Consider the following 15,078-nt stretch of genomic DNA (forward strand, 5'->3'; position numbering starts at 1 on the left):
GGATTAAGCTTTGTCGGTACAGTCGGTAAATAGGTTGATAAAAAGCATATGTTATGTATTTGGAACGATTTATATCTTTTCTTCGATTCGAGAAGCACTATTCTGATCATACGATAAAGGCGTATGAAAAAGATATCAAAAACTACTTGTTTTTTTGGCAAACTGAGTCTGTGATGTTTGAAGAAATAGCGCATAGACAATTGAGGTATTATTTATCCACATTGATGGAGGATGGTTTAGCGGTCTCGTCCATTAATCGGGTTCTATCTTCACTGCGTACCTATTATAAATTTTTACAACGGGAGGGGGTGTATAAAGCGAATCCGACTCTGCTTGTAAAGGCAATCAAAGCACCAAAGAGATTGCCTACGGTTATTCAGGAAGATAAACTGATTCAATTGCTCGATCACAACGAGGTCTTTTCGGAAAATTTTGAAGGACAACGAGATAGGCTTATTATTGAATTGCTTTTTGGAACAGGAATGCGCTTGGCCGAATTAATACAATTAAAAGAAGGCGACATTGATCATTACAATCAATCGATCCGAATTTTAGGTAAGCGGAACAAAGAAAGAATTGTGCCTATGTTGCCTCATTTAAAGCTTTTAATTGAGCGATATTTAAAGTTGAAAAAAGTTGAAAATTTAGATAACAATTCCTTAACTTTAATCGTTACTATAAAAGGTAAGCAGGCTTATCAAAAGCTTATTTACCAAGTAGTAACTCGTTATTTGTCACTAATAACTTCTCAGCAAAAAAAGAGCCCACATGTGCTAAGGCATAGTTTCGCGACGGCGTTATTAAATAAGGGGGCAGATTTGAATGCTATTAAAGAGTTGTTAGGTCATGCAAATCTAGTCGCAACGCAGGTGTATACACATAACTCTGTGGAACGATTAAAATCTATTTACAAACAGGCTCATCCCAAAGCTTAAAAAAGGAGGATTTATGAACATTACCACGCAATCTATTCAATTCAAAGCAGACAAAAAATTGATAGACTTTATTCAACGTCGCGTAGACAAACTGGATCAGTTTTTCGATCAGATTATAGCAGGTGAATGTTATCTGAAGCTAGAAAATGTGGAGGACGAAGCAAATAAAATTACGGAGTTTAAGTTGAATATTCCGGGAAATCAACTTTTTGCTAAAGGGCAAGCCAAAAGTTTTGAAGAAGCGACGGATTTGGCCGTAGAGTCATTGCGTAGGCAAATAAGTAAACACAAAACCAAGACAAGAGCTAAAGTGACACATCATAAAGAAGTGCTGGCAGAAGTACAGGAAGAAGAGCTTCGCTAAAGCGTATTTAATTTTTTACAGGAATCCCTTAAGGAAAAAATCCTTAAGGGGTTTTTAGTTCAAAGATAATTGAATACGTGCTGAAAAAAGCGAGAATGCCTCGGAAAAATATTTCCCTGATAATTAAGCTATTTGATCAAGGGGGCTCTTTTTTGTGATAAATATTTTCACTTTTTTTTTGAATTAATACTTTCTTGTCTATCTTTGCAGTCCCAAAGGGAACACAGGGGGGTAAGATGATAGAAACAAGGTTCCGGATTGGGTAGAAGTTCTTAAAAAGTATTGCCTCCTTAGCTCAGCTGGTAGAGCAACTGACTTGTAATCAGTAGGTCGCTGGTTCGATCCCGGCAGGGGGCTCTAAGTTGGGGGGATTCCAGAGCGGTCAAATGGGACGGACTGTAAATCCGTTGCTTCGGCTTCGAAGGTTCGAATCCTTCTCCCCCCACCATTAGATGTTGTTTGGTGCTGTGTACTCATTGATCGGGTTTTTCTGATAGTTTGATGTTATAAACATGCGCCCGATAAAAATCATCATTAATAAGCGGAAGTAGCTCAATTGGTAGAGCGATAGCCTTCCAAGCTATAGGTTGCGGGTTCGAGACCCGTCTTCCGCTCTTGAATCAAAGAGTTAAAACCGGTATCGGCTTTAGCTTTTTGTTGTTCAAACAAGCCGATGTAGCTCAGCGGTAGAGCACTTCCTTGGTAAGGAAGAGGTCATGGGTTCAAGTCCCATCATTGGCTCGTAAGTGTAAATAAAAAAGAACCAAAATAAAAATTAACTTACTAATACGCATAAAAAATGGCAAAAGAGAAATTTGACCGCAGTAAACCACACTTAAATATTGGTACAATCGGTCACGTTGACCACGGTAAAACCACTACGACTGCTGCTATTACAAAAGTTTTGGCAGATAAAGGTTTGTCAGAAGCTCGTTCATTTGATTCAATTGACTCGGCTCCTGAAGAAAAAGAGCGTGGTATTACAATCAATACCGCACACGTTGAATACTCAACTGCTACCCGTCACTATGCACACGTTGACTGTCCGGGCCACGCTGACTATGTAAAGAACATGGTTACAGGTGCTGCACAAATGGACGGTGCAATTATTGTTGTTGCTGCAACTGACGGTCCAATGCCTCAAACTCGCGAGCACATTCTATTGGCTCGTCAGGTAGGTGTTCCTGCTCTTGTAGTGTTTATGAATAAAACTGACTTAGTAGACGATCCAGAGTTATTAGACTTAGTAGAAATGGAAGTACGCGAGCTATTGTCATTCTATGAATATCCAGGTGATGATATCCCTGTAATCAAAGGTTCTGCATTAGGTGCATTGAACGGTGAAGCTCAGTGGGTTGACAAAATTATGGAATTGATGGATGCGGTAGATAACCATATTCCTATTCCTCCACGTTTGACTGATTTACCTTTCTTGATGCCGATTGAGGACGTGTTCTCAATTACAGGTCGTGGAACGGTTGCAACTGGTCGTATTGAACGCGGTGTCATCAACTCGGGTGATGCAGTTGAAATTCTAGGTATGGGTGCTGAGAATTTGAAGTCTACAGTAACTGGTGTGGAAATGTTCCGCAAAATCCTTGATTATGGCGAGGCTGGTGATAACGTAGGTTTATTATTACGTGGTATTGAGAAAACAGATATTCGTCGTGGTATGGTTATCTGTAAGCCAGGTAGTGTAACTCCGCATACTGAATTTAAGGCTGAAGTTTACGTATTATCGAAAGCAGAAGGTGGACGTCACACACCATTCTTTAACAAATACCGTCCTCAGTTCTACTTCCGTACGACAGATGTTACTGGAGAGATTACACTTCAAGAAGGTGTAGAGATGGTTATGCCAGGTGATAACGTAACTATCAACGTAAAATTGATTAACGCGATTGCGATGGAAAAAGGTCTACGTTTTGCTATCCGTGAAGGTGGTAGAACAGTAGGTGCTGGTCAGGTAACTGAAATCATCGCTTAATAAGCAATATGAACATTAGCTAATTGGGTGCATTAGTCAAGCCAATTAGCTAATTGTTTTACGGGCATAGTTCAATGGTAGAATAGAGGTCTCCAAAACCTTTGATCAGGGTTCGAATCCTTGTGCCCGTGCTAAATAATAATCGGTTTCCGTTGGCTTAAAATATTAACAGTAGGCCGTTAACGAAGTCTTAAAGAATATATCTCTATATCATACAATGGCAAACGTACTTGATTTTATAAAAGATTCCTATCATGAGATGACTCAAAAGGTGTCTTGGCCAACATGGTCGGAGTTGCAGAATTCAGCAGTGGTGGTGCTTGTTGCATCAATCATCATTGCACTGATTGTACTGGCAATGGATCAATCATCAAGTGCAATATTGAAACTTTTTTACGGTACAACGGCCTAAATCAAGGAGGATTACAGAATGGCAGATCAGCAATTGAAATGGTATGTTGTACGCGCAGTAAGCGGTAAAGAGAAGAAAGTAAAACAATATATTGAGGCTGAGATTAATCGCTTAGGAATAAATCATTTGGTTCCTCAAGTCTTAATTCCGATGGAAAAATATTTTCAGATGCGGGAAGGGAAGAAGATTGCAAAGGAACGAAATTATTATCCTGGTTATGTTTTGTTAGAGGCGGCTTTAGATGGAGAGTTAGAACATGTTATAAAGAACATTAATAGTGTCATTGGTTTTTTAGGTGACAAAGCGGGAAACGCGATTCCTCTACGCCAGGCTGAAGTTAACCGTATATTAGGAACGGTTGACGAGATGAGCGAGCAGGGTGAAATGATGAACGTGCCTTATTACGTGGGCGAATCTGTTAAGGTAACAGATGGTCCTTTCAATGGATTCTCGGGTGAGATAGAAGAAGTGAATGAAGAAAAGAAAAAATTGAAGGTGATGGTAAAAGTCTTTGGTAGAAAGACCCCACTGGAACTAAATTATATGCAAGTTGAAAAAGAGTAATAGTCAATTGCTCTATCCTAACAAATAGATTTTAGCTTAATACAACAAAATTCAGATTTTACAAAAAAACATTTTGTTATTCTCTGAATTTTGTTGTATTTTTGCGCACTCTAAAAATAAGTAAGGGCGTCGAAAGCTAGTCCACTTGAATTAGAAAAAATAAATGTTACGTTATATTGCTTCCAACTTACTAACAAACATTTAGTAATTAAAATTAAATCGAAAATGGCAAAAGAAGTCAGTGCGTTAGTGAAATTACAAGTGAAGGGTGGCGCAGCCAATCCGTCGCCTCCGGTAGGACCTGCTTTAGGTGCAAAAGGGGTGAATATCATGGAATTTTGCAAGCAGTTTAATGCACGTACCCAAGACAAGCCAGGCAAAGTATTACCGGTTGTAATTACTGTGTATGCTGATAAGTCTTTCGATTTTATCATCAAGACCCCACCGGTAGCTGTCCAACTTATTGAAGTAGCAGGAATCAAAGGAGGGTCGGGCGAACCTAACCGTAAAAAGGTAGGTAAAATTACTTGGGAACAAGTAGAAACCATCGCTAAAGATAAAATGAGCGACTTAAATGCTTTTACAGTAGAGTCGGCCATGAAAATGGTGGCAGGTACGGCGCGTAGTATGGGTATCACGGTAAGCGGTGATGCACCCTGGAACAATTAATTAACAGAAATCAGTTTAAGAAAGTGGCTAGATTAACAAAAAATCAAAAAGCGGCACTATCCAAAATTGAAGCTGGTAAAGCGTATACTTTGCAGGAAGCATCAGCACTTGTGAAGGAGATTACCACTACTAAGTTTGATGCATCTGTGGATATCGATGTTCGTTTGGGCGTAGATCCACGTAAGGCAAATCAAATGGTTCGTGGTATAGCTACCTTGCCTCATGGAACCGGTAAGACCGTACGCGTTTTAGTTTTATGTACTCCTGACAAGGAGGAAGAGGCTAAAGCAGCAGGTGCGGATTACGTAGGTTTAGATGAGTATATCAGCAAAATTGAAGGTGGATGGACTGACGTTGATATCATTATTACCATGCCTAGTGTGATGGCTAAAGTAGGTAGGTTAGGTCGTATTTTAGGACCTCGAAACCTAATGCCTAATCCTAAATCAGGAACGGTTACTCAAGATGTGGGTAAGGCTGTTACCGAGGTGAAGGGTGGTAAGATTGATTTCAAGGTTGACAAAACCGGTATCATTCATGCTTCAGTTGGTAAAGTGTCATTCGATGCAGATAAGATTTATGATAACGCGTTGGAGGTGATCCAAACGATTTCAAAATTAAAGCCTTCTGCAGCGAAAGGAACATATTTTAAGAGTATCCACCTCTCTTCAACGATGAGTCCGGGTATTCAAGTGGAAACTAAATCAGTAGCGGGGATTTAATCATGAGAAAAGAAGAAAAACAAGAAATTGTTCAAGCTTTAACTGATCAGATCAAATCTTACGGTAATTTTTATATTACTGATACTGCTGATTTGACTGTTGCAAAAATTAACAATATCCGTCGTAAATGCTTCGAAAAGGGTATCAAAATTCAAGTTGCTAAGAATTCTTTAATTGTTAAAGCTTTAGAAGCTGCTGGTGTTGATTCAGAGGAATTAAAAAGTGTGCTAAAAGGTGCATCCACAATTCTTTTTTCTGAAACAGGCAGCGCCCCTGCTAAATTAATTAAGGAACTTCGTAAAGAGGGTGATAAACCTGTCTTAAAAGGTGCTTATATTGATGCTTCGGTATTTGTTGGTGATGCTCAATTGGATTCACTAGTGGCTCTTAAATCGAAAGATGAGCTTATCGGAGATATCATTGGCTTGCTTCAATCACCTGCTAAGAATGTTGTGTCTGCTCTTAAATCGAGTGGAAGTACAATTGCAGGTCTGGTTAAAACTTTACAAGAACGAGGTTAGCGGAACCTTATAAACCGTTTAAAGTAGATAGTTAATAGAAAAAGTAAATTCAAAAATTTAAAATAAAATGGCAGATTTAAAAGCGTTTGCTGAGCAGTTAGTAAACTTAACAGTAAAAGAAGTTAACGAGTTAGCTCAAATCTTAAAAGATGAGTATGGTATTGAGCCAGCTGCTGCAGCTGTAGCTGTTGCTGGTCCTGCTGCGGGTGGTGATGCCCCTGCCGCTGCTGAAGAGAAAACATCTTTTGATGTAATCTTGAAAGAAGCTGGTGGTCAGAAATTGGCTGTTGTTAAATTAGTGAAAGATTTAACTGGTTTAGGCCTTAAAGAAGCTAAAGATTTAGTTGATGGTGCTCCTAAAGAATTAAAAGCAGGTATTGCTAAAGACGAAGCTGAAGCTTTGAAAAAACAATTAGAAGAAGCAGGAGCTGTTGTTGAGATTAAATAATTCTCATCTAAAGAGATCCTAAATGGTTTTAGACTCCGGTATTTCTACTGGGGTCTATTGCCGTTTATATCATCCCAAATTACTGTTAGGCTGTACAGAACCTATTTTTCGGTTGAAACAGGTCGCGTGAAGTTTAATTTAAACTAAAATATAATTCCCTTGGCAAACAAAGATATTCGTAACGAAAGAGTAAACTTTGCAACCAGCAAAAGAGTCATTGACTATCCCGACTTTCTGGATGTGCAATTGCAGTCTTTCAAGGAGTTTTTCCAATTGGAAACGACTTCTGATAACCGCCACCAGGAAGGGCTGTTCAAAGTTTTTTCGGAAAACTTCCCTATTTCTGATTCAAGAAACATTTTTGTACTTGAATTTTTGGATTATTTCATCGATCCGCCACGTTATGATATTCAGGAATGTATCGAACGCGGCTTAACTTATAGCGTTCCGCTAAAAGCTAAGCTACGTTTGTCATGTAATGATGAAGAACACGAAGATTTCGAAACCATAGTACAGGACGTATATTTGGGTACTATCCCTTACATGACTCCAAAAGGTACTTTCGTTATCAATGGCGCAGAGCGGGTAATCGTATCGCAACTTCACCGTTCGCCCGGTGTATTCTTTGGCCAAAGCCGCCATACCAATGGCACCAAACTATACTCTGCGAGGGTGATTCCTTTCAAAGGGTCCTGGATCGAATTTGCTACTGACGTTAATAATGTCATGTATGCTTATATCGATCGTAAAAAGAAATTTCCCGTCACTACTCTTTTACGTGCTATTGGTTATGACTCGGATAAAGACATCCTCGAGTTATTCGAATTGGCCGACGAAGTCAAAGTTAGTAAATCCGGTCTGAAGAAATTAGTTGGTCGTAAGTTAGCTGCCAGAGTTCTAAAGAGATGGGTTGAAGACTTTGTAGACGAAGATACGGGAGAAGTTGTATCGATTGATCGAAACGAAATTATTCTGGAACGTGAGACGATTCTGGAAGACGATCATATCGATATGATCATAGATGCAGGCGTTAAATCCATCATTCTTACTAAGGAAGATGGCGCGAATAACGCCGATTATTCTATCATCTATAATACTTTACAAAAAGATACTTCCAATTCAGAGAAAGAGGCGGTAGAACATATTTATCGTCAACTAAGAAATGCAGAACCACCTGATGAAGAAACAGCTCGTGGTATTATTGAACGTTTGTTCTTCTCTGATAAAAGATATGACCTCGGTGATGTGGGACGTTACCGCATTAACCGTAAACTCCAGTTAGATACGCCCGATGAAATAAAAGTATTAACAAAGCAAGATATCATTGCCATTGTTAAGTATTTGATCAATTTGATCAACTCGAAGGCGGAGGTTGATGATATAGACCATTTGTCTAACCGGCGGGTACGTACTGTAGGTGAGCAGTTATATGCACAATTTGGGGTGGGGCTCTCTCGTATGGCTCGCACTATCCGCGAACGGATGAATATTCGTGACAATGAGGTGTTTACACCAACTGATTTGATCAATGCGCGTACTTTGTCGTCTGTGATCAACTCTTTCTTTGGAACCAACCAATTGTCACAGTTTATGGATCAAACGAATCCATTGGCCGAAATTACACATAAGCGCCGCCTTTCAGCCCTTGGGCCTGGTGGGTTGTCGCGTGAGCGTGCCGGCTTTGAAGTCCGTGACGTTCATTATACGCATTATGGTCGTTTATGTACGATTGAAACACCCGAGGGTCCGAATATCGGTTTGATTTCGTCTTTGTGTGTGCATGCGAAGATTAATAACCTGGGATTTATCGAGACGCCTTACCGAAAGGTTCAAGAGGGCCGGGTGGTAGTCGAAGAGCCGGTTGTATATCTATCAGCAGAAGATGAGGATGGTAAAACGATCGCACAGGCGAATGCTGAATATGATGAGAAAGGTATTTTCACTACGCCGAAAGTAAAGGCTCGTTTTGAAGGTGACTTTCCGATTATTGAACCGGAGCGTTTGGACTTAATGGATGTTGCACCGAATCAAATTACTTCCATAGCGGCTTCATTGATTCCATTCTTGGAACACGATGATGCAAACCGTGCGTTGATGGGGTCAAACATGCAGCGTCAGGCCGTTCCATTATTGCGGCCACAGGCGCCTATCGTAGGTACCGGATTGGAAGGCCGTGTAGCCAGTGATTCTCGTACGCTCATTAATGCAGAGGGTAATGGTGTAGTTGAGTATGTGGATGCAAATGAGATAAAGATTCGTTACGACAGAACCGAAGATGATAAATTGGTTTCTTTTGACGATGATATCAAAACGTATCGCTTAATTAAGTTCAAGAAAACGAACCAAAGTACCTGTATCAACTTAAAGCCGATTGTTCGTAAAGGACAGCGTGTGGTGGAAGGTCAAGTGCTATGCGAAGGGTACGCTACAGAAAATGGGGAGTTAGCCTTAGGACGTAACTTAAAAGTTGCCTTCATGCCATGGCAAGGATACAACTTCGAAGATGCGATCGTTATCTCCGAGCGTGTCGTGAGTCAAGATATATTCACTTCCCTGCACATTGAAGAATTTGAATTAGAAGTGCGTGATACAAAACGTGGAGAGGAAGAACTGACATCTGATATTCCTAATGTTTCTGAAGAAGCAACGAAAGATTTGGATGAAAATGGTATTATCCGTATCGGCGCAGAAGTACGTGAAGGAGATATTCTGATTGGTAAGATTACCCCCAAAGGGGAATCCGATCCATCTCCTGAAGAAAAGCTTTTACGTGCCATTTTTGGTGACAAGGCAGGAGATGTGAAAGATGCTTCTTTAAAAACACCTCCATCGATTCGCGGTGTGGTGATTGATACGAAGCTTTTCTCTCGTGCAAAAAAGGCTGATAAAAAAGAAGAGAAGGCTGCCTTAGAGCGATTGGATCTTAACCATGAACGGGCAGTTCGTCAGTTGAGAGAACGTTTGCTTGATAAATTGTTCGCTATTGTAAATGGCAAAACATCGCAAGGAGTATATAATGTGTACAAAGAGTTGTTGATTCCTAAAGGAGCGAAATTTACACAGAAGATGCTGGCTGAGCTTGATTTTGCGAATATCAATCCTTCTAAGTGGACAACAGACGACGACAAGAACGAGCTGGTAAAGCAGGCTCTACACTTCTATAATATCAAATTGAATGAAGAGCTTGGAGCTTACCGTCGTGATAAGTTTGCTATTACTGTAGGAGATGAACTTCCATCTGGTATTGTACAGATGGCTAAAGTTTATGTCGCTAAGAAACGCAAACTTAAAGTCGGTGATAAAATGGCAGGTCGTCACGGAAACAAAGGTATTGTTGCGCGTATTGTACGCGATGAAGATATGCCTTTCCTAGAAGATGGAACTCCTGTTGACATTGTACTTAACCCACTTGGTGTTCCTTCCCGTATGAACCTTGGACAGATTTATGAAACGGTGCTTGGTTGGGCAGGACAAAAGTTAGGTATGAAGTTTGCGACACCGATATTCGATGGGGCGTCAACCGAAGAGGTAGAAGAATGGGTAGCTAAAGCTAGTTTACCTGCTTCCGGAAGAACTTATTTATACAATGGGTTAACCGGTGAGCGTTTTGATCAGCCAACTACTGTTGGTGTGATCTACATGCTTAAGCTAGGCCATATGGTGGACGATAAAATGCATGCCCGTTCTATTGGACCATACTCACTTATTACACAGCAACCATTGGGTGGTAAAGCTCAGTTTGGGGGTCAACGTTTTGGTGAGATGGAGGTGTGGGCCTTGGAAGCTTTTGGCGCATCCAATATCCTACAGGAGATTCTTACTGTTAAGTCGGATGATGTTATCGGTAGAGCTAAAACCTACGAAGCAATTGTTAAAGGCGATAATTTGCCAACACCGTCTGTACCTGAATCATTCAATGTATTGGTGCACGAGCTTCGCGGCTTAGGTTTAGATATCACATTAGAATAGAGTTTTAAGTTTTAAGTTGTACGTGCTAAGTATTTGTACGTGCAACTTATTACGTATAACTCATAACTAAAAAGAGCTATGTCTTACAAGAAAGATAATAAAATAAAAAGCAACTTCACCTCCATTACCATTAGTCTGTCGTCTCCAGAAGCGATTTTGGAGCGTTCCAGCGGTGAAGTATTGAAACCGGAAACCATTAACTACCGTACCTATAAGCCGGAGCGTGATGGTTTATTCTGTGAGCGTATCTTCGGTCCCGTAAAGGATTACGAATGCCATTGTGGTAAGTATAAACGCATTCGTTATAAAGGTATCGTCTGCGATCGATGTGGTGTAGAAGTTACCGAAAAGAAGGTGCGTAGAGAGCGTATGGGGCATATCAATTTGGTTGTTCCTGTTGCCCATATCTGGTATTTCCGTTCACTTCCCAACAAGATCGGTTACTTATTGGGTTTGCCAACAAAGAAGTTGGATATGATTATCTACTATGAACGATATGTAGTTATTCAACCTGGTATAAAAGAAGAGGACGGAATTCAGTACATGGACTTTTTAACGGAGGAGGAGTATCTTGATATATTGGATACCTTACCGAAGGAAAACCAATATCTTGACGATAAAGATCCACAGAAGTTTGTGGCTAAGATGGGTGCTGAAGCCTTAGAGGAGTTGTTACAACGAATCGATTTAGATCAATTATCATATGATTTACGTCATCAGGCGGCTAATGAAACTTCACAACAACGTAAAAATGAAGCTTTAAAACGTCTTCAAGTAGTAGAAGCATTCCGTGGATCACGCGAGCGTATTGAAAATCGTCCGGAATGGATGATTGTTAAAATTGTTCCCGTTATCCCACCGGAATTACGTCCCTTAGTTCCGTTGGAAGGAGGGCGTTTTGCTACTTCGGATTTGAACGACTTATACCGTCGGGTTATTATTAGAAATAACCGTTTAAAACGTTTGATAGAGATTAAGGCTCCCGAAGTCATTTTGCGTAACGAAAAGCGTATGCTTCAGGAAGCGGTGGATTCTTTATTTGATAACTCTCGTAAAGTAAACGCTGTTAAAACCGAAGGTAATCGTGCGTTAAAATCACTTTCCGATATCTTAAAAGGTAAGCAAGGTCGTTTCCGCCAAAACTTATTGGGTAAACGTGTCGACTATTCTGCGCGTTCCGTCATCGTGGTTGGGCCAAACCTGAAATTACATGAGTGCGGACTTCCTAAAGATATGGCCGCAGAATTGTATAAACCGTTTATCATTCGGAAGATGATAGAGCGAGGTGTTGTAAAAACGGTCAAGTCAGCCAAAAAAATCGTTGATCGTAAGGATCCGATTGTTTGGGATATCTTAGAAAATGTATTGAAGGGGCACCCTGTTCTTCTAAATCGTGCTCCTACGCTGCACAGGTTAGGTATACAGTCTTTCCAACCAAAATTGGTGGAAGGAAAAGCGATCCAACTTCACCCTTTAGTGTGTACGGCTTTCAACGCCGACTTTGACGGTGACCAGATGGCGGTGCACTTGCCTTTAGGTAATGCTGCTATTTTGGAAGCACAGATCTTAATGCTAGCGGCTCATAATATTTTGAACCCTGCCAACGGTACGCCGATTACGGTACCATCTCAGGACATGGTATTGGGGCTTTACTACATTACAAAAGGTCGTAGAACAGATGAATCGCGCATAGTAAATGGTCAGGATATGACTTTCTATTCACCGGAAGAAGTTATTATCGCCTATAATGAGAAGAAAATCGACCTACATGCTTTTATTAAGGTTAAAACCAATGTAAAGGATAAGGATGGTAATATCGTTAGACAATTAATCGATACCACCGTTGGTCGTGTCTTGTTTAACCAGGTGGTTCCGGAAGAGGTAGGTTATATCAATGAGCTGCTTACTAAGAAATCTTTACGTGATATCATCGGTGAGGTGGTGAAAACAACGGGTATGGCTAGGGCAGCAAAGTTCTTGGATGATATTAAAGAACTTGGTTTCCAAATGGCATTCCGTGGTGGTTTATCATTTAACTTGCAAGACCTTAATATTCCTGATGCGAAAGCCGGTTTAATTGAACAGGCTACAAGGGAAGTTGAGGAAGTAATGAATAACTATAATATGGGATTCATTACAAATAACGAACGTTATAATCAGATCATCGATATTTGGACCCGTATCAACAACCGTTTGACAGCCAATGTGATGGATATTTTGTCTAACGATAACCAAGGCTTTAACTCGGTTTACATGATGCTGGATTCAGGAGCACGTGGTTCTAAAGAGCAGATCCGTCAATTATGCGGTATGCGGGGTCTGATGGCGAAACCGCAAAAATCCGGCTCTTCCGGAGGAGAGATTATCGAAAACCCGATTTTGTCTAACTTTAAGGAAGGACTATCGGTACTCGAGTACTTTATCTCAACACACGGTGCGCGTAAAGGTCTTGCGGATACGGCTTTGAAAACAGCTGATGCGGGTTATTTGACTCGCCGTTTGCACGATGTGGCCCAAGATATGATTGTTACGGAAGAAGATTGTGGTACGTTAAGAGGTATTTTCACCACTGCTTTAAAAGATAATGAAGATATTGTAGAGCCTTTATACGATCGTATTTTAGGGCGTACATCGCTTCATGATGTGTATGATCCGGTAAGCAATGAACTATTAGTAGGTGCTGACCAAGATATCACCGAAGAGATTGCAGAAAAGATTGAACATTCTTCGGTAGAAGGTATTGAAATTCGTTCTGTATTAACTTGCGAAAGCAAGCGAGGAGTTTGTGCATTATGTTATGGACGTAACCTTGCATCAGGTAAACGCGTGCAAATGGGTGAAGCGGTTGGTGTGATTGCAGCTCAATCAATTGGTGAACCTGGTACACAGCTTACCCTTCGTACATTCCACGTCGGTGGTACGGCTTCTAACATTGCAGCTGAATCGCAAATTGTTGCTAAGTTCGATGGTATTGTTGAATTTGAGAACATGCGTTCAGTAGAGCGCGAAACTGAGGAAGGTAAATTGCATATTGTATTGGGACGTTCAGGTGAATTCCGTATCCTTGATCCGGAATCTAAGAAAGTGCTAATGACCAATAATATACCTTATGGTTCGTTCTTATATATTGCGGATGGAGACAAGGTGAGCAAGGGAGACAGAATCTGTTCTTGGGATCCTTATAACGCCGTTATTATTTCCGAATTTGCAGGTAAAGTTGAGTTCGATGCGATCATCGAGGGTGTTACCTATCGTGAAGAGTCTGACGAACAAACGGGACACCGTGAGAAAGTAATTATCGATACACGCGATAAAACGAAGAACCCTGCCATTAGAATATTAGATAATGCAGGAGATGTTATTCGGACATACAACTTACCGGTAGGTGCTCACATCGCGGTAGATAACGCGGGTAAAGCGAAAGTTGGAGAAATTATTGCGAAGATTCCTCGTTCAGCTGGAAAAACTCGAGATATTACAGGAGGTCTACCTCGTGTGACCGAGTTATTTGAGGCAAGAAATCCTTCAAATCCAGCTGTTGTAACGGAGATTGATGGGGTAGTGACATTAGGAGGTGTTAAGCGTGGTAATCGTGAAATTCAGATCGAATCACGCGATGGCCAAGTGAAGAAGTACTTGGTGCCGCTTTCTAAGCATATTCTTGTGCAAGATAATGACTTTGTAAAGGCTGGTATGCCACTTTCTGATGGTTCTATTTCTCCTTCTGATATCTTAGCAATTAAAGGACCTGCTGCTGTACAAGAATATCTGGTAAATGGTATTCAAGAGGTTTATCGTCTTCAAGGTGTAAAAATTAATGATAAACACTTTGAAACGATTGTTCACCAGATGATGCAGAAAGTGATGATTGAGGATCCAGGTGATACACGTTTCTTGGAAAAAGATGCAGTTAACAAATGGGATTTTACCGAAGAGAACGACAGCATGTATGACAAGAAGGTTGTAACAGATTCAGGTGACTCAAATCTACTGAAGGCAGGGCAGATAGTATCACTACGTAAGTTGCGTGAAGAGAACTCTAGCTTAAAACGTCGTGACTTAAAACTGGTGCAAGTACGTGACGCAATTGCAGCTACGTCAAGTCCAATGTTACAAGGTATCACACGTGCGTCTTTAGGAACCAAATCGTTTATATCGGCGGCTTCCTTCCAAGAAACTACGAAGGTATTAAACGAGGCAGCTATTAGTGGAAAACGAGATGATCTTTTAGGTTTGAAAGAGAACGTCATTGTTGGACACTTAATACCATCCGGTACCGGTTTGCGTAATTACGATCGTATTATTGTCGGATCGAAAGAGGAATATGATCAATTGTTGGCTTCCAAAGAAGAAGTTTAATACATATTACTTTTTAACTATTTTATACAATAAAACCCCGAAGATATAACGCTTCGGGGTTTTTGTTTCTATTTACTATCTTTACAGCTAGATTTTATTAAAAGTATACAAGCTTACTCATTGATCAA

11 protein-coding genes and 5 tRNA genes are annotated in these 15,078 nt (G+C 40.5%); all 16 read left to right on the forward strand.

The features are described 5' to 3' along the window. Nucleotides 1-53: 53 nt before the first annotated feature. The 16 genes from RYH73_RS15090 (at nucleotide 54) to rpoC (ending at nucleotide 14,950) form a co-directional block, all read left to right on the forward strand. A complete protein-coding gene (locus RYH73_RS15090; protein WP_335314274.1) occupies nucleotides 54-935 on the forward strand; it encodes a tyrosine-type recombinase/integrase in 882 nt (293 codons plus the stop codon). Nucleotides 936-948: 13 nt separating this feature from the next. Continuing rightward, nucleotides 949-1,299: a ribosome hibernation-promoting factor, HPF/YfiA family gene (gene hpf / locus RYH73_RS15095; RefSeq protein WP_335314275.1), complete on the forward strand. Its 351-nt coding sequence runs from the start codon at nucleotides 949-951 to the stop codon at nucleotides 1,297-1,299. Nucleotides 1,300-1,583: 284 nt separating this feature from the next. Next, nucleotides 1,584-1,656: transfer RNA gene (locus RYH73_RS15100), tRNA-Thr, on the forward strand. A 7-nt stretch (nucleotides 1,657-1,663) separates the two neighbouring features. Beyond that, nucleotides 1,664-1,747, forward strand: a tRNA-Tyr gene (locus tag RYH73_RS15105). A 93-nt stretch (nucleotides 1,748-1,840) separates the two neighbouring features. Continuing rightward, nucleotides 1,841-1,913, forward strand: a tRNA-Gly gene (locus RYH73_RS15110). A 55-nt stretch (nucleotides 1,914-1,968) separates the two neighbouring features. Beyond that, nucleotides 1,969-2,040 (forward strand) — tRNA-Thr (locus tag RYH73_RS15115). Between the two features lie 58 nt (nucleotides 2,041-2,098). Next, nucleotides 2,099-3,286, forward strand: coding sequence for an elongation factor Tu (gene tuf / locus RYH73_RS15120; protein ID WP_335314276.1), 1,188 nt, complete (start codon nucleotides 2,099-2,101; stop codon nucleotides 3,284-3,286). A gap of 60 nt (nucleotides 3,287-3,346) precedes the next feature. Then, a tRNA-Trp gene (locus RYH73_RS15125) sits at nucleotides 3,347-3,417 on the forward strand. Between the two features lie 86 nt (nucleotides 3,418-3,503). Beyond that, nucleotides 3,504-3,698 (forward strand): preprotein translocase subunit SecE, encoded by a 195-nt coding sequence (gene secE / locus RYH73_RS15130; RefSeq protein WP_013665675.1) that lies wholly within the window; start codon nucleotides 3,504-3,506, stop codon nucleotides 3,696-3,698. An 18-nt stretch (nucleotides 3,699-3,716) separates the two neighbouring features. Continuing rightward, nucleotides 3,717-4,262 (forward strand): transcription termination/antitermination protein NusG, encoded by a 546-nt coding sequence (gene nusG, locus RYH73_RS15135; protein ID WP_013665676.1) that lies wholly within the window; start codon nucleotides 3,717-3,719, stop codon nucleotides 4,260-4,262. Between the two features lie 225 nt (nucleotides 4,263-4,487). Then, the gene (gene rplK, locus RYH73_RS15140) at nucleotides 4,488-4,931 is read left to right on the forward strand and encodes a 50S ribosomal protein L11 (protein ID WP_335314277.1); all 444 of its coding nucleotides are present in this window, start codon (nucleotides 4,488-4,490) and stop codon (nucleotides 4,929-4,931) included. Between the two features lie 23 nt (nucleotides 4,932-4,954). Next, nucleotides 4,955-5,653 carry a 50S ribosomal protein L1 gene (gene rplA, locus RYH73_RS15145; protein ID WP_335314278.1) on the forward strand — a complete coding sequence of 233 codons (699 nt, stop codon included), beginning with the start codon at nucleotides 4,955-4,957 and terminating at the stop codon, nucleotides 5,651-5,653. 2 nt (nucleotides 5,654-5,655) lie between these two features. Then, nucleotides 5,656-6,174, forward strand: a complete 519-nt coding sequence (rplJ, locus tag RYH73_RS15150; protein WP_335314279.1) for a 50S ribosomal protein L10 — start codon at nucleotides 5,656-5,658, stop codon at nucleotides 6,172-6,174. Nucleotides 6,175-6,241: 67 nt separating this feature from the next. Continuing rightward, nucleotides 6,242-6,622, forward strand: a complete 381-nt coding sequence (gene rplL / locus RYH73_RS15155; RefSeq protein WP_335314280.1) for a 50S ribosomal protein L7/L12 — start codon at nucleotides 6,242-6,244, stop codon at nucleotides 6,620-6,622. Between the two features lie 159 nt (nucleotides 6,623-6,781). Beyond that, nucleotides 6,782-10,591, forward strand: coding sequence for a DNA-directed RNA polymerase subunit beta (rpoB, locus tag RYH73_RS15160; protein WP_335314281.1), 3,810 nt, complete (start codon nucleotides 6,782-6,784; stop codon nucleotides 10,589-10,591). A 78-nt stretch (nucleotides 10,592-10,669) separates the two neighbouring features. After that, nucleotides 10,670-14,950, forward strand: a complete 4,281-nt coding sequence (gene rpoC / locus RYH73_RS15165) for a DNA-directed RNA polymerase subunit beta' (protein ID WP_335314282.1) — start codon at nucleotides 10,670-10,672, stop codon at nucleotides 14,948-14,950. Nucleotides 14,951-15,078: the final 128 nt, after the last annotated feature.

Source organism: Olivibacter sp. CPCC 100613 (assembly GCF_036959255.1).
Taxonomy (GTDB): Bacteria; Bacteroidota; Bacteroidia; order Sphingobacteriales; family Sphingobacteriaceae; genus Olivibacter.

What these genes read in the sequence shown, in the direction of transcription:
- secE (WP_013665675.1), top strand. Translation starts at nt 3,504, where the DNA reads ATGGCAAACGTACTTGATTTTATAAAAGATTCCTATCATGAGATGACT.
- rplL (WP_335314280.1), top strand. Translation starts at nt 6,242, where the DNA reads ATGGCAGATTTAAAAGCGTTTGCTGAGCAGTTAGTAAACTTAACAGTA.
- nusG (WP_013665676.1), top strand. Translation starts at nt 3,717, where the DNA reads ATGGCAGATCAGCAATTGAAATGGTATGTTGTACGCGCAGTAAGCGGT.
- RYH73_RS15090 (WP_335314274.1), top strand. Translation starts at nt 54, where the DNA reads ATGTATTTGGAACGATTTATATCTTTTCTTCGATTCGAGAAGCACTAT.
- rpoC (WP_335314282.1), top strand. Translation starts at nt 10,670, where the DNA reads ATGTCTTACAAGAAAGATAATAAAATAAAAAGCAACTTCACCTCCATT.
- rplK (WP_335314277.1), top strand. Translation starts at nt 4,488, where the DNA reads ATGGCAAAAGAAGTCAGTGCGTTAGTGAAATTACAAGTGAAGGGTGGC.
- rplJ (WP_335314279.1), top strand. Translation starts at nt 5,656, where the DNA reads ATGAGAAAAGAAGAAAAACAAGAAATTGTTCAAGCTTTAACTGATCAG.
- hpf (WP_335314275.1), top strand. Translation starts at nt 949, where the DNA reads ATGAACATTACCACGCAATCTATTCAATTCAAAGCAGACAAAAAATTG.
- tuf (WP_335314276.1), top strand. Translation starts at nt 2,099, where the DNA reads ATGGCAAAAGAGAAATTTGACCGCAGTAAACCACACTTAAATATTGGT.